This window comes from Advenella sp., assembly GCF_052108595.1.
Classification (GTDB): Bacteria; Pseudomonadota; Gammaproteobacteria; order Burkholderiales; family Burkholderiaceae_B; genus Advenella.
The window spans coordinates 1-22,605 of record NZ_JBQEAU010000076.1 but is presented as its reverse complement, the minus strand read 5'-3'; the positions used below and the strand labels follow the sequence as shown (position 1 = coordinate 22,605).

22 protein-coding genes are annotated in these 22,605 nt (G+C 54.8%); 16 read left to right on the top strand and 6 right to left on the bottom strand.

Annotated elements, in window-relative coordinates; genetic code table 11:
* A partial coding sequence (locus tag ACTIKR_RS13890) for a M1 family aminopeptidase (RefSeq protein WP_442328131.1) occupies window positions 1-933 on the bottom strand: 933 nt, incomplete at its 3' end.
* Window positions 934-1,173: 240 nt separating this feature from the next.
* On the opposite strand from ACTIKR_RS13890, the gene ACTIKR_RS13885 reads away from it, so the two are divergent.
* The 9 genes from ACTIKR_RS13885 to ACTIKR_RS13845 all read left to right on the top strand — a co-directional run bounded on the left by ACTIKR_RS13885 (window position 1,174) and on the right by ACTIKR_RS13845 (window position 12,212).
* Window positions 1,174-1,866: a DUF4136 domain-containing protein gene (locus ACTIKR_RS13885; protein ID WP_442328129.1), complete on the top strand. Its 693-nt coding sequence runs from the start codon at window positions 1,174-1,176 to the stop codon at window positions 1,864-1,866.
* A gap of 13 nt (window positions 1,867-1,879) precedes the next feature.
* Window positions 1,880-3,337 (top strand): metalloprotease TldD, encoded by a 1,458-nt coding sequence (gene tldD / locus ACTIKR_RS13880; RefSeq protein ID WP_442328128.1) that lies wholly within the window; start codon window positions 1,880-1,882, stop codon window positions 3,335-3,337.
* A 461-nt stretch (window positions 3,338-3,798) separates the two neighbouring features.
* Window positions 3,799-4,872 carry a 3-deoxy-7-phosphoheptulonate synthase AroG gene (gene aroG, locus ACTIKR_RS13875; protein WP_442328127.1) on the top strand — a complete coding sequence of 358 codons (1,074 nt, stop codon included), beginning with the start codon at window positions 3,799-3,801 and terminating at the stop codon, window positions 4,870-4,872.
* A gap of 199 nt (window positions 4,873-5,071) precedes the next feature.
* On the top strand, window positions 5,072-6,577 hold the full coding sequence (locus ACTIKR_RS13870) for an FAD-linked oxidase C-terminal domain-containing protein (protein WP_442328126.1): 1,506 nt from the start codon (window positions 5,072-5,074) through the stop codon (window positions 6,575-6,577).
* A gap of 7 nt (window positions 6,578-6,584) precedes the next feature.
* A complete protein-coding gene (gene glcE / locus ACTIKR_RS13865) occupies window positions 6,585-7,682 on the top strand; it encodes a glycolate oxidase subunit GlcE (RefSeq protein ID WP_442328125.1) in 1,098 nt (365 codons plus the stop codon).
* Window positions 7,683-7,688: 6 nt separating this feature from the next.
* The gene (glcF, locus tag ACTIKR_RS13860) at window positions 7,689-8,915 is read left to right on the top strand and encodes a glycolate oxidase subunit GlcF (protein WP_442328124.1); all 1,227 of its coding nucleotides are present in this window, start codon (window positions 7,689-7,691) and stop codon (window positions 8,913-8,915) included.
* Between the two features lie 49 nt (window positions 8,916-8,964).
* Window positions 8,965-10,083 (top strand): tRNA 2-thiouridine(34) synthase MnmA, encoded by a 1,119-nt coding sequence (gene mnmA / locus ACTIKR_RS13855; protein WP_442328123.1) that lies wholly within the window; start codon window positions 8,965-8,967, stop codon window positions 10,081-10,083.
* A gap of 63 nt (window positions 10,084-10,146) precedes the next feature.
* A complete protein-coding gene (gene purB, locus ACTIKR_RS13850) occupies window positions 10,147-11,523 on the top strand; it encodes an adenylosuccinate lyase (RefSeq protein ID WP_442328122.1) in 1,377 nt (458 codons plus the stop codon).
* 239 nt (window positions 11,524-11,762) lie between these two features.
* On the top strand, window positions 11,763-12,212 hold the full coding sequence (locus ACTIKR_RS13845) for a c-type cytochrome (protein ID WP_442328121.1): 450 nt from the start codon (window positions 11,763-11,765) through the stop codon (window positions 12,210-12,212).
* A 202-nt stretch (window positions 12,213-12,414) separates the two neighbouring features.
* Here ACTIKR_RS13845 and ACTIKR_RS13840 read toward each other — a convergent pair whose 3' ends face one another.
* Window positions 12,415-13,119, bottom strand: coding sequence for a cytochrome b/b6 domain-containing protein (locus ACTIKR_RS13840; RefSeq protein WP_442328120.1), 705 nt, complete (start codon window positions 13,117-13,119; stop codon window positions 12,415-12,417).
* Window positions 13,120-13,253: 134 nt separating this feature from the next.
* Between ACTIKR_RS13840 and ACTIKR_RS13835 the strand changes: the two genes are divergently transcribed.
* From ACTIKR_RS13835 to ACTIKR_RS13820, 4 genes are all read left to right on the top strand, one after another.
* A complete protein-coding gene (locus ACTIKR_RS13835) occupies window positions 13,254-13,817 on the top strand; it encodes a carboxypeptidase regulatory-like domain-containing protein (protein WP_193087061.1) in 564 nt (187 codons plus the stop codon).
* A gap of 198 nt (window positions 13,818-14,015) precedes the next feature.
* Complete coding sequence (locus ACTIKR_RS13830) at window positions 14,016-14,558, top strand: hypothetical protein (protein WP_442328119.1); 543 nt, start codon at window positions 14,016-14,018, stop codon at window positions 14,556-14,558.
* A gap of 162 nt (window positions 14,559-14,720) precedes the next feature.
* Window positions 14,721-15,212, top strand: coding sequence for a hypothetical protein (locus tag ACTIKR_RS13825; RefSeq protein WP_193087059.1), 492 nt, complete (start codon window positions 14,721-14,723; stop codon window positions 15,210-15,212).
* 138 nt (window positions 15,213-15,350) lie between these two features.
* Complete coding sequence (locus tag ACTIKR_RS13820) at window positions 15,351-17,060, top strand: FMN-binding glutamate synthase family protein (protein WP_442328118.1); 1,710 nt, start codon at window positions 15,351-15,353, stop codon at window positions 17,058-17,060.
* 124 nt (window positions 17,061-17,184) lie between these two features.
* Here ACTIKR_RS13820 and ACTIKR_RS13815 read toward each other — a convergent pair whose 3' ends face one another.
* From ACTIKR_RS13815 to ACTIKR_RS13805, 3 genes are all read right to left on the bottom strand, one after another.
* Window positions 17,185-17,721, bottom strand: coding sequence for a hypothetical protein (locus ACTIKR_RS13815; protein WP_442328117.1), 537 nt, complete (start codon window positions 17,719-17,721; stop codon window positions 17,185-17,187).
* Between the two features lie 408 nt (window positions 17,722-18,129).
* Entirely contained in the window at window positions 18,130-18,921 is a 792-nt protein-coding gene (locus tag ACTIKR_RS13810; protein WP_442328116.1) for a CDP-diacylglycerol diphosphatase, read from the bottom strand.
* Between the two features lie 29 nt (window positions 18,922-18,950).
* Window positions 18,951-20,297: an MFS transporter gene (locus ACTIKR_RS13805; protein ID WP_442328115.1), complete on the bottom strand. Its 1,347-nt coding sequence runs from the start codon at window positions 20,295-20,297 to the stop codon at window positions 18,951-18,953.
* A 246-nt stretch (window positions 20,298-20,543) separates the two neighbouring features.
* Here ACTIKR_RS13805 and ACTIKR_RS13800 point away from each other — a divergent pair, with 246 nt between their 5' ends.
* From ACTIKR_RS13800 to ACTIKR_RS13790, 3 genes are read left to right on the top strand one after another with little or no spacing between them, the layout of a single operon-like run.
* Window positions 20,544-20,798, top strand: a complete 255-nt coding sequence (locus ACTIKR_RS13800) for a hypothetical protein (protein WP_442328114.1) — start codon at window positions 20,544-20,546, stop codon at window positions 20,796-20,798.
* A 12-nt stretch (window positions 20,799-20,810) separates the two neighbouring features.
* A complete protein-coding gene (locus ACTIKR_RS13795; protein ID WP_442328130.1) occupies window positions 20,811-20,993 on the top strand; it encodes a ribonuclease domain-containing protein in 183 nt (60 codons plus the stop codon).
* 20 nt (window positions 20,994-21,013) lie between these two features.
* Window positions 21,014-21,313 carry a barstar family protein gene (locus ACTIKR_RS13790; RefSeq protein WP_442328113.1) on the top strand — a complete coding sequence of 100 codons (300 nt, stop codon included), beginning with the start codon at window positions 21,014-21,016 and terminating at the stop codon, window positions 21,311-21,313.
* Window positions 21,314-21,589: 276 nt separating this feature from the next.
* Here ACTIKR_RS13790 and sstT read toward each other — a convergent pair.
* Window positions 21,590-22,605: serine/threonine transporter SstT (sstT, locus tag ACTIKR_RS13785; RefSeq protein ID WP_442328112.1), on the bottom strand; the 1,016-nt coding region annotated here is incomplete at its 5' end.

The following is a 22,605-nucleotide window of genomic DNA, read 5'->3' as shown; positions in this document are numbered from 1 at the left end:
GGTAACGCGATTGCCGGTCCAGTTGTGGAAATATTCGTGACCGATCACGGCTTCCACGGCAGAAAAATTGGCATCGGTGGCAGTATCGGGATCGGCCAGGACATAACCGGAATTGAAAATGTTCAACCCCTTGTTTTCCATGGCGCCCATATTGAAGTCGCGCACGGCCACAATCATGAAGCGATCCAGATCCAGTTCCAGGCCAAAGCGCTTTTCGTCCCAGACCAGAGAGCGCTCCAGCGATGCCAGTGCCCACTCGGTCTTGTCCCGGCTGCCCTTGTCGCTGTATATCTGCAACAGCACGTCGCGGCCATTATGGGTTTTGACGGTTTTTTCGCGAACATCGAAATCGCCGGCGACCAGCGCGAAAAGATAGCTGGGCTTGTGAAACGGGTCATGCCAGACCGCCTGATGGCGACCGTCGGGCAGGTCGGTGGACGACAGCAGATTGCCGTTGGACAGCAGATAGGGGTACTTTTCCTTGTCGGCGGCAAGTGTGACGGTATAAATGCTCATCACGTCCGGACGATCGGGAAAGTAAGTAATGCGGCGAAAGCCTTCGGCTTCGCACTGCGTGAAAAAGCCGCTACCCGATTTGTACAGGCCCATGAACAGGGAGTTGGCTGTTGGATTCAGTGTGGTGCATATGCGCAGTTCAAATGAACCGGACAGTTGCGCAATCACCAGTTGGTCCTGGTCCAGTTCATAGGCGTCTGCGCCCAGCGCCTGGCCATTTAGATACAGAGCGTCCAGGCTGATGTCTTCGGCATTGAGCACCAGATCGGCAGGCGCCTTGTCTTTGGCGGTGAACGTCAGGGTAGAGGTGACAACAGTGCGGTTTTCGTCCAGGTCGAAATTGAGTGCCACCGTATCAAGCGTAAACGGGTAGGGTTGGTAGTCGCTGCGATAGACGGTCGGACTGTTTTCTTCAATCAATTCTGTAGGCATGGTGGTCACTGTGGTGCTGGTGAACGGAAAGTGAATTTGCGGTACAACCGGCAGGGTTCACTTGAAAAAAAGCGATTTGTAGCTATTTGTCCTAATTATAGGGGCTTGCCCTGAATTGGAACCTTAAAAGACGTTTTGTGTCAAAATTGAAGTACAGTTTGCGGCGCGTGTCGGGCGCGGCAGGCCATCTATGATATTGGCGTGTGATTGGCAGGAGAAAGAAGCATGCGACATCTGCAAGTGCCCCGTATCCGGAACCTCGTTTTGGCTGGCTTGTTTCTGGCGGGATTGACCGCCTGCTCGACAACCAGTGAATTTACGACTCAGGTTACCTCGTTTCAGCAATGGCCTGCTGCCGTTGCAGGACAGCACTACCGCTTTGTCGACAGCACACAGCAGAATCTGGAGCAGGCTGCCTATACCGGCTATATTCGCAATAACATGTTCCGCACTGGCCTGATCGAAGCGATGGGCCGCCAGCGCGCCCGTTTTGAAGTTGGCTTTACCACCGGCACCGAAGTGCGTCAGCAAATGGTCCAGCGGGAAACCGGCAATTATGATTTGTATCCGACACTGGGGCTGGGCATGGGCTTTCCCTATGGTTATTATGGCAACCCTTTCTACAGCAGCTTCGGCTTTGCCATGACGCCACGCTATCAGCTGGTTCCGGTACCTTACCATCGCTATTCGCTCACTGTGTATATTCGTGACAGGCAGCAAAATGGCAATGAAGTATTTCGCGCCAGCGCCGTGGCAGATTCGCGCGAGCGTGGCCTGCCCGAAGTCATGCCCTATCTGGCCGCTTCGGTGTTTGACCAGTTCCCCGGGCATAACGGTCAGGTTCGCACCGTTGAGTTTGAACGCAACAAGGCAGGCGTCGCAGGTACAGCGCCCCCCATTACAGTAAAGAAACCTTAGAAGACACCCTTACATGAAACCTATTGAATCCGATCTCCAGGCAGTCGCAACGGCAAAATCCCTGCTGCTGGATCCCTGGGACCTGAATGAAAACCACATGGCTGCGGCGCTGGCCGAGATTTTTACCCATAAGGTCGATTACGCCGACCTGTACTTTCAATATACGCGCAGCGAAAGCTGGAGTCTGGAAGAGGGTATTGTCAAGACCGGCAGCTTCTCCATCTCCCAGGGCGTAGGCGTGCGAGCGCTGGCGGGCGAGAAAACCGCTTTTGCCTATTCAGACAAACTCTCGCCCGAGGCGCTCATGGAGTCGGCCACGACGGTCAAGGCGATTGCGCGGCAGGGTGAAGGGCGCATGAAGGTGATCGGCAACGGCAAAAACAAGGCGCACGACCTGTACGGGCAGGATGACCCGATTGCTGCCATGCCAGCCACGGAAAAAGTGGCGTTGCTTGGCCGGGTCGAGACCATTGCCCGCGCCAAAGATCCCCATGTAATTCAGGTCATGGCCGGCCTGGGTTCGGAATATGACGTGGTAATGATTGTAGGCAGCGATGGCCGTCTGGCGGCCGATATCCGACCGCTGGTACGATTGTCTGTCACCGTAATCGTCGAGCGCAATGGCCGACGTGAAATGGGCCATGGCGGCGGCGGTGGTCGTCTGGGCCTGAACTATTTCTCGGATGCGTTGTTGCACGAGTATGTCGACAAGGCGGTGCACGAAGCGTTGACGAATCTGGATGCCAGGGACGCGCCGGCAGGTGAAATGACGGTTGTGCTGGGCTCCGGTTGGCCGGGTATTCTGCTGCACGAAGCCGTCGGCCACGGTCTGGAAGGCGATTTCAACCGCAAGGGTTCAAGCATTTTCTCCGATCGTATCGGTGAGCGCGTTGCCTCCAAGGGGGTTACCGTGATCGATGACGGCACGATCAAGGATCGTCGCGGTTCCCTGAATGTGGACGACGAGGGCAATCCGACGCAGCGCAATGTGCTGATCGAAGACGGTATTTTGCGTGGCTACATGCAGGACTCATTGAATGCACGCCTGATGAAGACCAAGGTAACCGGCAATGGTCGCCGTGAATCGTATGCCCATCTGCCCATGCCTCGTATGACCAATACCTTTATGCTTGGCGGAGATCACAACCCGCAGGATATTGTTGCCTCGGTCAAGAAAGGCCTGTACGCCGTCAATTTTGGCGGCGGGCAGGTCGATATCACCAGCGGCAAATTCGTGTTTTCGGCCAGTGAAGCCTATATGATCGAAAATGGCCGCATCACCTATCCGGTCAAGGGCGCGACATTGATCGGTAACGGCCCTGAAGTCATGAACCGGGTTTCGATGATCGGCGACGATTTATCGCTTGATTCGGGTGTGGGCACTTGCGGTAAGGAAGGGCAAAGCGTGCCGGTAGGGGTGGGCATGCCCACCATCCGCATGGATGGCCTGACGGTTGGCGGAACAGCCTGAGCCTTTTAATTGGCCCGGCTCCGCTTGCGACGCCGGGCTTGGCTGACTGGCTTACCGACTTTGGTGTTGCGGAAAAAGCGCATGGCTGGGCAAAACGGTCTTTTTCCCCGCAAAAATCGATTCTTCCACCCGAAAGCCGCGCATTCTGTGGTCCGGCCGGTACAGTCCCGGTATATTTTTGGCCTGACGGCAGATTGATGTGCCAATGTGCAAAAACCTGTGCTAGGATTGCTGTTATGAAACAAGTTAGCCACGTCTTTTTCTTTTTTTATTTTACATTTTCGACGCGATAGGCGGAGGAAAGGACGTTGCGTACTTAGCGAAAGCAGAAACAAGCTACAAGACACCAAAAGGCCGCCAGAATATCTGGTGGCCTTTTTTGTTTTGAGCGATGCACTGCCTGGCTGGGCAAACCTATAACCGATTCGATTGATTGATTAACGATATATCTGGAGTTTTCCGTGTCCTACAATACTGACGATTTACGTATCCGCGAAATTAAAGAGCTTAGCCCGCCGTCCCATCTGATGCGCGAGTTTACCTGTTCCTCTCAGGTGTCCAGCCTGGTGCATGATACGCGCGAGGCGATACATCGCATTCTGCATGCCAAAGATGACCGGCTGGTTGTCATTATTGGCCCGTGTTCAATTCACGATCCGGCCGCGGCGCGCGAATATGTAAAGCGCCTGAAGGAACAGCGTGACCGCTTCAGCGACGATCTGGAAATCGTCATGCGCGTGTATTTCGAAAAACCTCGCACGACCGTGGGCTGGAAGGGCCTGATAAACGATCCGGATCTTGACGGCAGTTTCAATATCAACAAGGGCGTGCGGCTGGCGCGCGAATTGCTGCTGGAGGTCAACGAGAATGGCGTGCCTGCGGGCTGCGAATTTCTGGACATGATCACCCCGCAATATATTGCCGACCTGGTGTCCTGGGGCGCGATCGGTGCGCGCACGACAGAGAGCCAGGTGCACCGCGAACTGGCGTCGGGCCTGTCGTGCCCGGTCGGTTTCAAGAACGGGACCGACGGCAATATCAAGATTGCCATCGACGCCATCAATGCCGCCTCACAGCCTCATCATTTTCTGTCGGTAACCAAGGGCGGCCATTCGGCAATCGTCTCTACTGTTGGTAATGACGATTGTCATGTCATTCTGCGTGGCGGCAAGGCCCCCAATTATGACGCCGAAAACATCAATCTGATGTCCGAGCAATTGTCCAAGGCGGGCCTGGCCAGCCGTATCATGATCGATGCCAGTCATGCCAACAGCAACAAGAAATATGAGAATCAGCCTCAGGTGATCGACGATGTGGCGCAGCAGATGGAAACCGGCGATCATCGCATTTTTGGCGTCATGGTAGAGAGTCATCTGGTTGCGGGTCGTCAGGATCTGAAAGAGGGCGTCGAACTCACTTACGGACAGAGCATTACGGACGGCTGCATCGGCTGGGACGCGTCGGTCCAGGTGCTGGAGCGTCTGGCCCAGGCTGTGCGTACGCGGCGTGAGCAGAAAACAGATATCAATACCTGACTTTATGCATGCTGAGTGCAGCGGCGGCAACAGCGCAACCGGCGCGTCGCTGATGCTGCCTGTTTCGGGGCATTATATGCCCCGAAGTCATTTTGCTTTGCCGCAGGAGTGAACAATCATTAGGGTTAATCACGTTTTGGTTCGTAGCCGGTCAGGGTATACTTAAGCTTTATATCAGTTGTCATAAAAAAGGGTTGTCATGGATGTGAGTGCGCAGCTGCGACATGCGCCGCAGGCCGCTGAAAGCGGACCGGATTTTTCTGAACTGATCGCTCAGTTGCATCGCGGTCTGCCGGCGCATTGTGTGCTATCCCGTGTTGAAGAAAAAAAGCCATTTGAATGTGATGGGCTGACGCTTTTCAAGGAAATGCCAGGCGTGGTTGTGCTTCCGGAAAACGAGGAACAAATCATTCATGTCCTGAAAACATGTAAAAAATTGGGCGTGCCCGTGGTGCCGCGCGGGGCAGGTACAGGCCTGTCGGGCGGCGCGACGCCGCATTCGCAGGGTGTGTTGCTGGGCGTATCCAAACTCAACAAAATCAGACATATCGACCCGCAGGCAGCCACCGCTATCGTTGAGCCCGGCGTGCGCAATCTGGCAGTGTCCGAGGCGGCTGCGGCATACGGTCTGTATTATGCGCCTGACCCGTCCAGCCAGATTGCCTGTTCAATCGGCGGCAACGTTGCCGAGAATGCCGGTGGTGTGCATTGCCTTAAATATGGTCTGACGGTTCATAACGTCATCCGCCTGCGGATTGTGACGATTGATGGCGACATTCTCGAACTGGGCGCTGACGCGCCCGACGCACCGGGTCTGAATCTGCTGCCGGTCTTTATCGGTTCGGAAGGCATGCTTGGCATTGTGACCGAAGTCAAGGTCAAACTCATTCCCAAGCCGCAACTGGCACGCGTCATCATGGCAAGCTTCGCCTCTGTTGAGGCGGCGGGCGAGGCGGTCAAGAATATTATCGGATCGGGCATTATTCCTGCCGGCCTTGAAATGATGGACAAGCGCGCAACCCATATGGTCGAGCCGTTTGTGAAGGCCGGTTATGACCTGGATGCCGAGGCGATTCTGCTGTGTGAATCGGACGGCACTGAGACCGAGGTTGAAGACGAAATCGTACGCATGGAAAAAGTATTTTCCGACTGCGGTGCGACGCGTTTGCAAACCTCCAGTTCCGAAGAGGAACGCTTGCGTTTCTGGGCCGGCCGCAAAAATGCATTTCCCGCCGCCGGTCGCATATCGCCCGATTACTATTGCATGGATGGCACGATTCCGAAAAGCCAATTGGCCTATGTGCTCAATGAAATGGTGAAAATGGAAGCGAAATATCAATTGGGTTGCGCCAATGTGTTCCATGCGGGCGATGGCAATTTGCATCCGCTGATTTTGTTTGATGCGAACGACCCGGATTCAGTGCGACGTGCTGAAGATTTCGGTGCCGATATCCTGGAGCTGTGTATCAGGGTGGGCGGCACGGTCACCGGCGAGCATGGCGTGGGTCTGGAGAAAATCAACCAGATGTGTTCGCAGTTTACTCGTGAAGAGCTCGATGCCTTTACCGCGCTGAAAAAAGCGTTTGATCCCGATATGCTGCTCAATCCGACAAAGCAGATTCCGACATTGAATCGTTGTGCCGAATATGGTCGCATGCATGTACACGGCGGTCAGATCGCTTTTCCCGATATCGAACGTTTCTAAGTATCTTATGAAATTCATTAAAGAAGATCTGGCAGAACAGGTTGCCGCAGCTGTGGCGGGCCGCAAGCAGATTGTCATTCGCGGCGGCGGCTCCAAAGCCTTCTATGGCAACGCGATCGCCGGAACTGAACAACTGGTCGAGCTGGACGTGACGCCTTATACCGGGGTCATCAGTTATGAACCATCAGAGCTGGTCATGACTGCCCGTTGCGGTACGCTACTGAGCGACATCGAAGCCGCGCTGGACCAAGAGAATCAGCGCCTGGCATGGGAGCCGCCGCATTTTGGCCAACAGGCAACCATCGGCGGTGCCATTGCCACAGGGCTGGCCGGCCCGGGACGCATGGCCGCCGGCGGGGCCAGTGACTTTGTGCTGGGCACAGTGTTGCTCAATGCAGAAGGGCAGCAATTACATTTTGGTGGCACGGTGATGAAGAATGTGGCCGGCTACGATATGTCACGCCTGCTCACCGGTTCCATGGGCGTGTTCGGCCCTATTCTGGAAATCTCGTTCAAGGTGCTGCCCAAGCCGATTTGCGAAGTCACACTACAGCGGCAATGTACCCTGAAGGAAGCATTCGAATGCTTTGGCCAGTGGCAGGCCAAGGCGCTTGGTATCAGTGCCTCAGCCTGGATCCCAGAGGGCGATACACAGCAGGGCGTGCTCTATCTGCGCGTATCCGGTGCGCAGCCCGCCGTTAAACAGGCGTGCGGCGTCCTGGGCGGCGAGCGGGTAGATGAGCAGGTGGCCAAAGAATTATGGCTGTCGCTCAGAGAACATACCCATCCGTTTTTTGGCGATACCGTCTGGCGCGTTTCTGTGCCGCCTTTGGCCGACACGGTAAACGAATCGGTTCCGCTACTGGAGTGGGGAGGTGCGCAGCGCTGGCTGCGACAGGTTAGCGATGTGACCAACATTCGTCATGCCGCTGCGCAACGCGGCGGGCACGCGACGCTGTTTCGAGCCGGAGCCGGCGTCAGTCAGCCCGTCGATGGTGTGTTCCAGCCGGTCAGTGCCGGGATTGCCGCCATTACCCGTCGTCTCAAGAGCAATTTAGACCCGTTGGGCACATTTTACTCAGGCCGGTTACTCAGGAATATCTAACGTATCATGCAGACCAATCTTGCCGACTGGGCAAAAAACAGCAGCTATGGCGAAGAAGTAGACGCAATCTTGCGCAAATGCGTGCATTGCGGCTTCTGTTCTGCCACCTGTCCCAGCTATCAGATACTTGGCGATGAGCGCGACAGTCCGCGTGGGCGCATTTACCTGATCAAGGAAATCGTCGAGGGCAAGGAGCCTACCAGTATCACTCAGAAGCACCTGGACCAGTGTCTTACCTGCCACAATTGCGAAACCACCTGCCCGTCGGGCGTGCAGTACGGTCATCTGGTCGATATCGGCCGCGAACTGGTCGCAGAACGCGTTACCCGTACGCCGACAGACCGTTTTCGGCGCACACTGCTTGCGGCGGGTCTGAACTCCCAGGCCTTTGCGCCTGCGGTGAAACTGGGCCGCATGTTGCGCTCCTTCATGCCGGCCACACTGGCGGCCAAACTGCCGGAGGCCCGCCCAGCGGGAGCGCTGCCGGTCGGTCGCCACCAACGCCAGGTGCTGGTGCCGCTCGGGTGTGTTCAGCCTGCGCTGATGCCGTCGATCGACGCCGCGACCATAAGAGTGCTGGATGCTGCGGGAATTTCATCTGTGGATATCAGTCGCAATACATGTTGCGGCGCCGTCAATTTCCATCTGGATAAGGTAAACAGCAGCATCGCCCAGATGAAAAGCAATATCGACGCCTGGGTGCCGTTGCTGGAATCAGGCCAGGTCGAGGCCGTCATCATGAACGCGTCCGGTTGCGGGGCGTTCGTCAAAGAGTATCCGTTTTATCTTCGCAACGAACCTGCGTATGTGGAAAAGGCGCGCTATCTGGTTCAGCACGTAAAGGACATTGCCGAAGTGATTGCGCCCGAAGCAGCGCGGCTGAAGGCCAAATTCAAAAAGCCGCTACCGGCCTCAGCCGCATTTCATCCGCCCTGTACGCTCCAGCACTGGCAGGGTCTGCGTCCACTGACCGAGTCGTTGCTGGCCGATCTGGGATTTGACCTCAAGGCGTTTGGCGAGGCCAATCTGTGTTGCGGTTCTGCTGGGACGTATTCGGTTCTTCAGCCGGAAATAGCCACGGGCCTGCGTGATCGCAAGCTTGAAGCCATCGGCAAAACCTCGCCTGAAGTCATCATTACCTCCAATATGGGCTGTATGTCCCATCTGCAAACCGGAACCCAGACGCCGGTACGCCATTGGGTTGAAGTGGTTGATACTGCCTTAAGTGCCTAGAAGACGCTGATTTCCCCGTTTGGGCAGCCAGGACGGTAAAATATCGTCCATGAATGAACAATCTTCTGTAAAACCTCGTGTGGTGGTGGGCATGTCCGGCGGCGTAGATTCGTCGGTCAGCGCCTGGCTACTCAAAGAGCAGGGTTATGAGGTCATCGGGCTTTTCATGAAAAACTGGGAAGATGACGATGATTCCGAATACTGCTCAACCCGTCAGGACTGGCTCGATGCAGCCAGCGTTGCCGATCTGGTCGGCGTCGACATCGAAGCGGTCAATTTTTCCGCCGACTATAAGGATCGTGTCTTTTCGGAGTTCCTGCGGGAATATTCTGCCGGCCGCACGCCCAATCCCGATGTCCTGTGCAATGCCGAGATCAAGTTCAAGGCATTTCTGGATCACGCGCTGACCCTGGGAGCCGATTACATAGCGACCGGGCATTATGCACGCGTGCGGGCGGTGCAACGGCATGGCGCCACCGAGTATGAGCTACTCAAGGGGCTGGACGCCAGCAAGGACCAGAGCTATTTCCTGCACCGGCTCAATCAGGCGCAACTGTCCAAGGCGTTGTTTCCCTTGGGTGAAATTGACAAAACCGAAGTGCGCCAGATTGCCCATAAGCTGGGTCTGCCCAATGCGGCGAAAAAGGATTCCACAGGCATCTGCTTTATTGGCGAGCGCCCCTTTCGGGAATTTTTGAATCGCTATCTGCCTACTAACCCAGGCCCCATTCTTACCGATGATGGCCAGCAAGTCGGGCAGCATCACGGGCTTGCCTTCTATACCCTGGGCCAGCGCAAGGGACTGGGCATCGGCGGTGTCAAAGGCCGTCAGAATGATGATGGCATTGCCGACGCCTGGTATGTTGCTCGCAAGGATTTGCAAAACAACACCCTGTATGTGGTGTCGGGCCATGATCATCCGTGGCTGCTGCAGCACGAGGTGCGTGCCGAAGATGTCAGCTGGGTGGCCGGACATGCGCCTGTTGCAGGACCGTACGGGGCCAAGACGCGCTATCGTCAGGCAGACGCGCCGTGCGAACTGATCCTGGGCAGCGATCCGGGCCGGTTACATTTGAAATTTTCCCAGGCGCAATGGGCTGTTACACCCGGTCAGTCCAGCGTCCTATACGACGGCGATATCTGTCTGGGTGGCGGCATTATTGCCTGAAATTCGTCCGGCAGGGCAACGACCGTCTGCCGGTAATTCTCACTTTTATTTTTTTATTTCATTATGAATATTTCAGATTCGATTTCTCCGCTCAATGCGTTATCTCCGCTGGACGGTCGTTATGCCTCTCGTGCAGCAGCCTTGCGGCCCTTTTTGTCTGAGGCCGGCTTCATGGCGCATCGTGTGGAAGTCGAGGTGTCCTGGCTTATCGCGCTGTCGCAGGCGGGCCTGAGCGAGTTGCCGGCATTCTCTACTGATGCCGAAAACACCTTGCGCAGCTGGGTTCAGGATTTCAGCGAAGCCGATGCCCAGCGCATCAAGGATATCGAGAAAAAAACCAACCATGACGTCAAGGCCGTGGAGTACTGGCTTAAAGAGAAAGCGGCGGGTAATGATGAACTGTCGGCCGCTGCGGAGTTCATCCATTTTGCGTGCACTTCGGAAGATATCAATAATACGTCGCACGCCCTGATGCTGACGCGTGCACGTGACCAGGTTATTGTGCCCGCGTTGCAGAACCTGCTGTCGATGTTGAAGGATGATGCCCGTCAGTTTGCGCAGCAACCCATGCTGGCCCGCACGCACGGCCAGCCGGCCAGTCCCACAACCATGGGCAAGGAGTTTGCCAATGTGGCAGCGCGACTGGAGACAGCGATTGCCGTTATTTGCGCGGTCAAGCCCCTGGCCAAGCTTAACGGTGCAACCGGTAACTACAACGCGCATTATTCGGCTTATCCGGAACTGGACTGGCCCGCGCTGAGCAAAAAGGTGCTGGCCGATTTGTCCCTGACACAGAATCCATATACGATCCAGATCGAACCACATGACTGGATGGCTGCGCTGTTTGATGCCATTGCACGCGCCAACACCATTTTGCTTGACTTGAACCGGGACATCTGGGGCTATATCGCACTGGGCTATTTTAAACAGCGTCTGCGCGAAGGCGAAGTGGGATCATCGACCATGCCGCACAAGGTCAATCCCATTGACTTTGAAAACTCCGAGGGCAATATCGGGCTTGCCAACGCGGTCCTGAAGCACTTATCCGAGAAACTGCCAGTGTCGCGCTGGCAGCGTGACTTGACCGACTCCACCGTGTTGCGCAATCTGGGCGTTGCCCTGGGCTATTGCATGGTTGCCTGGGACTCATGCAGCAAAGGGCTGGGCAAACTGGAACTCAATCCGCAGGCAATTGATCGCGATATTGACCAATGCTGGGAAGTGCTGGCCGAGCCAGTGCAGACCGTGATGCGTCGTCATGGCCTGCCGGAACCCTACGAGCAGTTGAAAGCACTGACGCGTGGTCGCGGAATTACCGAAGAAGCATTGCGCTCGTTTGTCCAGGGGCTGCAATTGCCAGAGGACGCAAAGCAGCGATTGCTGCAGATGACGCCGCGCAGCTACATCGGCCTGGCAGCAGAACTGGCAGCTAAAATCTGATAGCCAAATTTGGTCACCACATCAGTTCGCTAATACCGAACCGATACCGGTTACGATTTGGCGCGGCCTGATGTGACGCGACGGCTGGATGAAAGGCCAGGCAGCAATATCAGTCAGCTCAGACAGACCAGCAAGGGGCAGTCGAACAATGTGTCGACTGCCCCTTGTGCTTTTTGGTGATGCAAATGATGACGTATATGCGCTATCATAGGCGGGTCATTTATCCGGGAGTCAATGTAATGAAAACATCGGTTGTTGTTGTTGTTGCTAGCTGTTTGACCCTGCTGTCCTTGACGGCAAATGCGCAGTTTCTCAAATCCAAAGAAGCTCAGGATTATCGTCATCATGGCATGGAATTTATTGGCGATAATTTCAAGCGCATGGGCCATATGGTCAAGGGCGAACAGCCCTACGACAAGGAAGCGTTCATCAAATACGCGAATCTGCTCAAGACGCTTGCGCCGCTGCCATTTGAAGCGTTCTACAAAGGCACAGAGGGCGGGGATGCAAAAGATGAGGTGTTTTCAGACCCTGAGGGCTTTAACAAGGCCAAAGATAAAATGCTGGTTGCGGTAGACCGGCTTGCCGCCGAAGCGCCATCTGGCGATATGAAAAAAATCAAGGTGGCTTTCGGCGGGGTTGGCCAAAGCTGTAAGGCCTGTCATGACAATTACCGCAAGGACGACTAAACTTTATCAATAGTTATGCCAGCCCTGCGGCAATCACGGGTGGCAGGCACACTGTTGCGGATAAGTTGTTGCGCTGAAGGAACAGCCATGCTGCACCCGGGTCACATTGGGCGTAAACGGATATTCCAAATGTAAAGGAACGTCACAGATACCATGGCGCTGTTAAAGGCACGCGCTGCCTGTGATGTTGCACCCCGCCAGCTCACAATTGCGAGAGCCAGAATACGAAAGCGGCGCAGATCAGCAATACGATGGACGCCCGGATGGCGGTTGCGGCATTATCCTGGCTGCGCGCTGACGCTTTTGCATCCATAGGCCGGTCAGCCGGGACGTCGCCAGTTACCATGGCGCGTATCAGGGCGTGCCTGCGAAACAAACTGTAATAGGCAATTGCACATAGATGCAGCGCCACCAGCGCGACAAGCACCCATTCACTGGCGTGGTGGATACTGTTGAAAAAGCGGCTGATCGCCGGATCCAGTCCGCTTAGCGGGCCTTCGAAAAGAATGTCGTCGCTGGCAAAGAGCCCGCTGGCCGCCTGCACGCCGAAAGCCAGCAACATGGCAACCACGGACCACGCGCCCAATGGGTTGTGGCCAGCTGTCCATGTCGTTGTGTGTAATTTTATTGTACGTACATAAGCGATAATTTTCCGCGGGCCCACGATAAATTGCGTAAACCGCGCGTAATAGGGGCCAACGACGCCCCAAATTAGGCGGAAAAGAATGAGGGTAAGCACGGCATAGCCGAAACGCGAATGCCAGGTCATCCAGTCCAGGCCGGTTTCCGACAGCCAGCCCTCGGTAATGCCGGCAGACTTGACGCAGAAATAGGCGCCCGCCACACAGAAAACCAATAGCCAGTGAAACAGTCGCAAAGGCAGATCCCAGACTCTGATATTATTCATTTGTCATTTTCCAGCAAGTTGCTTTCAAGCCAATTTCCGTTGCCTAACTTTACCGTTATTTTAACATTTGCAGTGTAATTGCCGCGGAGTTAGTCTATGATAAGCGAACTATTCAAATCAGTTTACAGGTACTCATGTCGCGTTCAACCAAAGTCCTTCTTGCGATCATTGCAGCGGCCGTGCTGGCAGGGTGTTCCTCTACCAAAACGGGCAGAGACCGTTCAATCAGCCATTCCCCGCGCGAACAAGTGGTGCGAATTGAGTATGACGAAAGCGCCTACGCCCTGCCAATCGGGCAGCCCACCATGCTGGTGGGGCGCGCGTTCATTTATGATGCCATTAATGGCGGAGAACGCAGCGGTGGAAACGTCGACGTCGTGCTCAATCCCGTATCGGCCATGAGCGAACAGTGGTTCAACGTGGTCTGTCGTCGCGGTAATGTGCTGGCGGGCAAAGCAGATCCACGCTACGCAGCCAGGGCCTATGCGTCCAAAACCAACTCTTTCGGCCAATTTGCGTTCACCAACGTACCGTCAGGCGAATATTACCTTACGACGCGGCTTTACTGGATGGATACCAAACCCTTCTCGGGCGCTGTCCAGTATGGCGGATTGCTAGCCAAAAAAGTACGGCTTGTTCCGGGGACAAATACGATCAATCTGTCGGACAGCGACAAATGCCGGGGCTATTTTCATTGATCATGTGGTTACCGGCTGACCTGCGGCAACGGTCGATCGTCCATGTTAACTGCCTCTCCTCCTTTTTCTCCACATACAACTTGCTTCATTCACATTTTGCAATGAATTTACCCGGCTTTAATGATTAAATTCAGGCAGGCAAAAGTTCTGCTTTGTGTTCTTGCAGCATTTTTTTCATTTTATTAAAAAAGGCAAACTATGAAATTAATTACGCTTGTTATGGTCGCTGCGGTAACGACCGCTGTTGCGGGATGCAGTTTTTTTGAAAAAAAGGCCACTTCCGGAACCGTTGCCGCGACATCAGCGGCTCCCGGCAGTTCAGCGACTGCGGTTCAGGCGACCGGCGCGGGTAACCTGGAAGTGTATGTGGGTTCGACTGCCAAGCCTAAAGCGACCAAGGGCAAGTCAGCCAAAACCATTCCACTGCAGGTTGGAGACCAGACCTACCAGGGGGTGGGCCCGATTCTCACCCGTTCCGATATCAAGAATGTCTTCGTGACCAAGGCTGGTGATCGTCCCGCGTTGGGGCTGCGCGTCACGCCGGAAGGCGCCCGTAAGCTGAATGCCGAGATTTCCGGCAAAGCCATCAAGGGAAAAATGGTTTTGGCCAGCCTGAACGATTCCATTTTTTCGACAACGATTGCTTCGCCTGGCGCCGTGGATGACGGCGTGTTGCTGATGCCCATGGCCACGCTGAACAATGCCAAGACAGCGGCTGACATTATTCGCGGTACAAAATAATACCGCCCGGGTCTTCGTTTTGTTGTGCCGGTTGCGTTGCTTGCAGTATTCACTCTGAACATTGTTAACAATTGAGCGTTGTTTTTTCTCTGAATCTGTTGTAACGTAAACGGACGACTTTATGCGAAGTTGTTCTCAAATTAGTTTTAATTAGGAAATACTATGAAATTATCCAGAAAAGTTGCGTTGATTGTGCTTCCTCTGGCTGCAGTTCTGGCCGGATGTAACTCAATGAAGACTGGTACCGAGAGCAATCCCGGCACCACTGCACAGACCCCTGCTGCAAAAGGTACTGCAGTAGACGTGTTCCTGGCTTCTGACAAAGTCATCAAAAGTTATCGTCCTGTTAAGCTGAGTGAGAAACAGACCATTTATGTCAGCAAAACACCGATCATTACTCGTGCCAATCTGACGAGTGTTGACCGTGTCCGCGACAGTCAAGGCCGCTCTTTTGTCAAACTGTCCCTCAATCCCGCCGGTGTCTCCGCTTTGAATGCAGCGCCCAAGGAGCAGGGCTATGCGACAACTGTAGGTGGTCAGTTGGCGTCCCTCACAGGTATTCGCCAGAACAACGATTTCCTCTTCATGGTCCGGGATGATCAGGTTGCCGGATCCGTTGTCGAGGCCATCGCGCCAAAAACAGCAGCCAAATAATAACGGCTGCCTGCATTGCCACGTACCTTGTAAGTGGCAATACGAGCCTCGCTTTGCGGCGAGGCTTTTTTACGACCTTTGATATTGTCATGTATAAGTCGTATTCTATGCTACCCGATGTTCAATAAAAGGTGCACAATGCTGTCGTTATTTCCAGTCCGATTTCTGGCATTTTTTCTCGTCATTCTTGGCGCTGTTGTTTACCTGATCCTTGGCATCACTGTTGCCCCGGCGTGGTATGTAGCCGCGCTTGTTTGTCTCTTACTGACACTGGTCGGCATTCATGACCTTGTTCAGTCTCGCCATTCGGTCAAACGCAATTATCCGGTTATCGGCAACCTGCGGTTTCTGTTGGAATTCATTCGGCCGGAATTGCGCCAGTACTTCATTGAAAGCGACACCGATAGGCTGCCTTTTTCGCGCGCCCAGCGCTCTATTGTCTATCAGCGGGCCAAGCAGCAAATTGACAAGCGGCCCTTTGGTACGATCGAAAATGTCTATAGCGACGATTACGAATGGGTCAATCATTCCATGATGCCCAGCCATATTCCTGACCGCAATTTCCGGATTACTGTGGGGCAAGGGCAGTGCAGGCAGCCCTATGACATTTCGGTGTTCAATATTTCGGCAATGAGTTTCGGCGCGCTATCTGCCAATGCCATCCGCTCGCTTAACCGCGGGGCCAAGGCCGGAGGGTTCGCTCACGACACAGGTGAAGGCGGGATTAGCAGCTATCACCTGGAAGCCGGCGGTGATCTGATCTGGAACATTGGGTCCGGTTACTTTGGCTGCAGGGACGAAAACGGACATTTTTCCGATAGCGCATTTGCCCAGAAAGCGACCTTGCCCAATGTGAAAATGATTGAAATCAAGTTGTCGCAGGGCGCCAAACCGGGGCATGGCGGCATCCTGCCGGGTGCCAAAGTCACAGCCGAAATAGCGCAGGTGCGTGGCGTCACGCCAGGCGTCGATTGCGACTCGCCTGCGGCGCATTCGGCGTTCAGCACGCCGGTCGAACTGTTGCAATTTGTCCAGCGCTTGCGCACGCTGTCGGGCGGCAAGCCCGTCGGCTTCAAGCTGTGTATCGGTCATCCCTGGGAGTGGTTTGGCATTGTCAAGGCCATGCTGGAAACCGGCATCACGCCGGACTTTATTGTAGTGGACGGCTCCGAAGGCGGAACCGGGGCGGCGCCCGTGGAGTTCGTCGATCATATGGGCGTGCCGCTTAAAGAAGCGTTGCGGTTGGTGCACAATGCTCTGGTGGGTGCCGGTTTGCGCGAACGCGTCAAGATTGGCGCATCCGGAAAAATTATTTCTGCCTTTGATATGCTCAGAACACTGGCGCTGGGCGCTGACTGGTGCAACAGCGCGCGTGGTTTTATGTTTGCTGTAGGTTGTATTCAGGCGCAAGCCTGTCATACCGGCAAGTGTCCTTCCGGCGTGGCTACCCAGGATCCATCGCGACAGCGCGCCATTGTTGTGACGGACAAGGCGGACCGGGTGACCCATTTTCATCGCAATTCGGTGCACGCCCTGGCTGAGCTGCTGCAAGCAGCCGGGTTGACCCATCCCGAACAATTGCGGGCGCATCATGTGGTGCGGCGCATATCCAGTTCTGAGGTCAAAGTACTATCGGCGATTTATCCGGAGCTGGAAAAGGGAGATTTGCTCAAAGGAAATTATCGCCTGAAAATTTTTGAAATATGCTGGCCGCTAGCTCAGGCGCATTCTTTTCAGCCTGCGCGTTCCATTGATCTGGTCGCCAGCGAAGTCAATACCGGTTATCAGATCAGTGAAAAGCCGGCGGAAAAGGACGCCCCGTTCGATAAGCCGCTGCAGCCGCTTTAAATTGCTTGCGACCAAGTCCAGTGCATCCTGGCGTCTGTGGTGCAAGGCGAACACGTCATCGCGTGCACCTTGCTGGCGCTGAGTTTTGCCATCCGGGCTGTCAGCACAAGGCGGCTTCAGCAGCTTATTGTGCAGCGGGTGCCTCAGGTTTGGCTGGTGTCTCTGGCGCTGCAGGGGCAGCTGGCGCCGACGATGCTGCCTGTGCCAGTTTGTCGCAGTTTGCCGTGAAATCCTTGATGAAGCGATTTTTTTCTACGATCTTCTCCTTGGGAGTAGACCACAACAGCTCGACAAACTCGATAAATGAAGAGACACGTTCGTCAGGGATGGCGGTGTTGTTGCTGACGGCTTCGTTGGCTTCGTCCTGCGTCTTGCCATTCACGCGCATGTCATAAAGCTCTGCAATGATTTTACTGGCATCGATGCAGGTAAGCGTGACGGGCGCACTATCATTGCTGGCATCTTCACCTTGCGCATTCTGATAGGGATCTTCCTGCTTTGGCGGAGGGACCGGCGCAGGAGGAGGCTGACGCAGTTCTGACTGCTGGGGAAGTTCGACATCGTCATCATTGAAAAGTGTTGTCTCAATAATTTTCCACGCACCAAATGCAATGGCTGCCGCAACCAGCAGCAAAATGAGCAACTTTATGAACGATTTCATGTATATCCTTACGCTTGCGAACGGGGTACGAACCGCCGTTCCTGACTATGACGAATCAATATACTATAACTTATTTGCGGCGGTCAGAAAATTCAGTAACCGATAAACATATTTACGAAATCATACGGTCGCCCTACAGTGCCCAGCTGGGTGTTGGAATTGTCACAAATTGCCTGTTTCAAAAAAAATACGGAGTTGACGGCATTGTGTCGGAGGTCGTGTTGCGGGGTTTGCAGCGGCCTTTTTAGGGTGTTTTCGGCACTTGCGGTTGCCGCAAGCCGATCGCTGCCGCTATGGGCCACAGTCAGGGCTGGGAACGCGCCCTGAATGCCAAGGGCCTCAAAAGGCGTAGATGGCGCAAATGACGTGAAGCGCATGAAGGACGTGGGCGCAATTGCGTCTGATCGCCTAACGGCCTGCCAGCAATTGCGGGCAGCGATGGTCCTGAAAGTCTCCTTCAGCCGACGCCCCCGGGCGGTGGGTTGCAAAAAGCAGAAAGTGCTGTTCAGACAGCGGATACAGGGCCAGACTCACATTGGCCATGTCCTGCCGCGCGTGCGCCAGTGAGGCGATGGTCAATGCGATGGCGCCATGCTGCTCAAGCTCGTTCAGCGACAGGGTTCGCGCCTGGTACGCATGGCCATTGATGCCTCCCGGCACCGGCTGCCACCGGGAATCGAGCTGCGATTGCAAGGCAAGCAGGCGCTCACGTAGGGCAGGGCGGATACAGGAGATGTGGATATGCAGATGATTCTGGCTGCGACCCGATTGTGAATTGACGGTAAACGAATAGTCTTGCTCTGCGATGGCACTGCCCAGTAATCGATCCATATAGTGGCGGGCGTGCCAGGCTTGTGCAAAATACGGCGTGCGGCTTGCGCTCAGCAGCGCAGGATCTTCCAGACCCGTCACGTGCCGGGTGGGCATATGCAAATACTGCAGGGGTCCGTTTTTATCCTTGAAGATGACGTAGCCGTTGTCCATATCGACCTTAATACACGGCAGCGGCGGATTCTGGCCGGCCAGCTGACTGGGAACGCATTGATCATGCACAAAATGCCAGAGTATGTCGCCGCGTGCCACCGGTTTGCTAGGCACTGCCGCCTTTGGTTCGGGAATCGCAGATGTATTGCATGCCGCCAGCAGGCTGACGGCAATAAGCATAGCGGCGGCAAGCCCGCAGCGGGACCGGACAGACATATTCACTCCTTGTTCAGTGTGCTTGCCAATTACTCCATAGGCTCGCGCATTTCAGTAATGTACGAATGGTCGGAGCGCATGACGACAAATACGAAAATGGCATTGGCGATGCCAAGAAAAAGAACGATCAGCGGGACGGTACTGAAGGCAATCAGCAGCCCGGTAATGACCGAGCTGGCTACCAGGAAAATGGCATTCATGATATTGTTGGCAGCAATCACACGCGAGGAATGAGTTTTTGGTGTCTTTTGTTGGATCAGGACATAAAGCGGCACGCTGTACAGCCCGGCCGACATGCTCAGCAGGAATAGCCCGGCGAGCAACAGCCAGTTTGCGGGAAGCCTGACAAATTCGTGTAGCGCCAGCAGATGCGTGGCATTCAAATCATGGGCCAGAAAGTACAACGCAATGGAAAAAACGGTCATGCCGGCGGCGCCCACGGGGACAAGCTTGAGTACATTGAGCCCTTTCTTGCCGATCCAGCCGCAAAGGACAGAGCCAAACCCCACGCCGATGGAAAATACGCCCAGAAGCAAGGTGGCAACCTGTTCGTCGCCACGCAGGATTTCCTTGGCAAAGACGGGGAATATATTCAGATACACCGCGCCAAAAAACCACATCCAGCTGATCAGCAGAATGCTTTTGAAAACATGTCGATCATGAAAGGCGTACTTGATATTTTCTATCGTACCGCCGATCGGATTCCAGTCCAATTTCAGGTCGGGGGACGACATGGGGGTGGGAGGAACTAGCCCTGAACAGAGTCTGCCCGTGACCGCAATCAATACGCAAATGGCGGCCACATAATGATAGCCGAAGCCTTCTATGCCGGCCAAGAATCCGCCAGCCATATTGCCCAGCAGTATCGCGACAAAGGTGCCCATTTCGACCCAGCCGTTGCTGCTGACCAGTGTTGTGCCGTGAAAGACCTGGGGCAGATAGGCAAACTTGACCGGCCCGAAAACGGTCGAATGGATGCCCATCAGCAACACGCATAGCAGCAGGATGTACACTTGCTGGTAAATGAGTGCGAACGCGGCCAGTCCCATGATTCCGATTTCAGCGGTTTTGATCCAGCGCATGAAACGCGCTTTCTCGAATTTGTCTGACATTTGCCCGCTCACTGCGGACAGCAGCAAAAACGGGATAATGAACATGCCATTGATCACGACGCCGGCCATCTCCGGCGGCAACCAGCTGACCGAAACATGATACGTAAGCATGATTGTGACCGCGAACTTGAACAGATTGTCGTTCGCCGCGCCCGATATCTGTGTCCAGAAATAAGGGGCAAAGCGCCGTTGCAGCATGATATGGGTCGCATCGTCAGATGCTGCACCGTCTTTGGCAGTGTCGTGGGGGGAGAGATTTGTCATGGAAAATATATGTTACAGCTGCGCAATCAGCCGGACAGAAACAACAGTCGCAACATTAAACCAAATTACAGCTTCGTGGTTAAGGAATAGCGGTTTAGTTAAAATGTATCACTGGATCTGTCAGATTTTCGTCATTCTGTCAACACAATCGGCTACACTCTGAACACCAAAAACACGTTTGCGAGTGGCGATATGCAACGGTTCCTGTCGACATTGATATTAGCAATTTGCGCGCCGGCGTATGCCATGGGTTGGGCTGCGCCCGAACCGGCTCCTGTCAAGAGCAGTGACACTTTAGCCGGCGGTGCCGATCGCTGTGAAGTCGTGCTGGACGCTTTCAACAAGGCCGAGCTTGACGGGCAGATCGATACAGCGCAATTGACAGACATCGTGCGCTCGCTGACGTCCCGCCAACAGCTGCCCGCCTATTTTGTGACTAAAAAGCAGGCCCGGCAGGCGGGGTGGTCGCCAGGGCGTTATTATTCCGATATCCAAGCATAGCGCGGTAAATCTATTGGCGGTGATCACTTTGGCAATTATGAGCGTCGCCTGCCCCGGGGGCAATGGAGAGAGGCTGATCTGGACTACCGCGGGAAAAAGCGCAACGCCAAACGGCTGGTCTTCGCCCGGGCCGGCCAGCAGTACGTGACCGTGGATCATTATGAGACATTTCACAAGGTGCCAGCATGTCGATGAGAACCTCGAAACGCAGGAGAATGAAGGCTGTACGCCGCCCCCCCGCGCCGCTCAAGACCTGCGAACTAACGCATATTCATTCGATTGATGATGTTTATGATCAATTGCAAATAGCGCTGCATCTGCCCCAGTATTTCGGTCGCAATCTTGATGCACTATACGATAGCCTGAGCGCGGATGTAAAGGGCCCTTACCGGATTGTCTGGCACGGCCATGCCAGAAGCGCGATTGAGCTGGGTGAACTGTATTATGAAGGATTGCTGGATATTTTCAGGGCGGTGGCCGGCGAGCGTGACGACGTGCAGCTTGAGCTCGATTGAGTGGACAAGCCCAACAGGATACAAGGCTAATCTGCTTATGGCTGACCAGGTGCGGTGATCTGCCAGCACGTATGCGGCTTGTGGTATCTCGGCCTGGGCAAGCGCAAGGTAGAGCGTGTTCCGTCTGATTGGCTGCCCTGCGCTGGAGTCTGGATTGTGCAGATGGGCCTTGCCCGGCGCTCCTTTTCATCGATCGTATGGCAGAAAAAAACCGGCCATGGGCAGGCTCATGAGCCGGTTTTCTGTTTGTAAGCGCTACTTACACAGCATGCCGTTTCAGATTGCGATTTCGCGTTCTGCTGCTCCCGGGGTCAGCATGGCTTTGTCCGCCGCGGCAGTAAACAGCACATCGGTGGAGGAATTGAGCGCAGTTTCACTGGAGTCCTGCACGACGCTGATGATGAAGCCGACCGTTACCACCTGTGCGGCCAGGTCATTGTTGATGCCAAACAGGCTGCAGGCCATTGGAATCAACAGCAGCGAACCACCGGGTACGCCCGAGGCACCGCAGGCGCCGACTGTTGCCAGCAAGCTCAGCAACAATGCGGTCGGAATATCAATCTGAATGTTCAATGTATGAACGGCAGCCAATGTCAGAACCGTGATGGTCACGGCCGCCCCGGCCATATTGATGGTTGCGCCCAGCGGGATAGACACCGAGTACGTATCTTCGTGCAGGCCCAGTTTTTTGCACAGAAGCAGATTAACCGGAATATTGGCGGCTGAGCTGCGCGTAAAAAATGCCGTGACGCCACTTTCGGCCAGGCACCGGAATACCAGCGGATAGGGGTTGCGGCGAAGCTTGAAATATACAAGGAGCGGGTTGATGACCAGCGCGACAAAAAGCATGCAGCTGACCAGAACCAGCAATAGCCGACCATAGACCATGAGTTCGCCCAGGCCGGTTGTTGCCACGGTAACTGCGATCAGACTGAAAATGCCCAATGGCGCCAGGCGGATTACCCAGCGCACGACCTTGGTCACGGCCTGCGCTGCGTCGCTCAAGATAGCCTTGGTGGCGACGCCAGCGTGACGCAGACCGATGCCCAGCAAAATGGCCCAGCTCAGGATGCCGATATAATTGGCTGTCAGGATGGCATTGACTGGGTTATCGATCACGTTGAGCACCAGCGATCGCAATACTTCTACAATGCCTGTCGGGGCGCTTTGCGTGACCTGGCTGGTCACCAGCGTAAGCGTAGTCGGAAAGGCAAAGCTGGCCACAACCGCAACCAATGCTGCCGAAAACGTACCCAGCACGTACAACAATAAAATGGGTTTGATATATACTT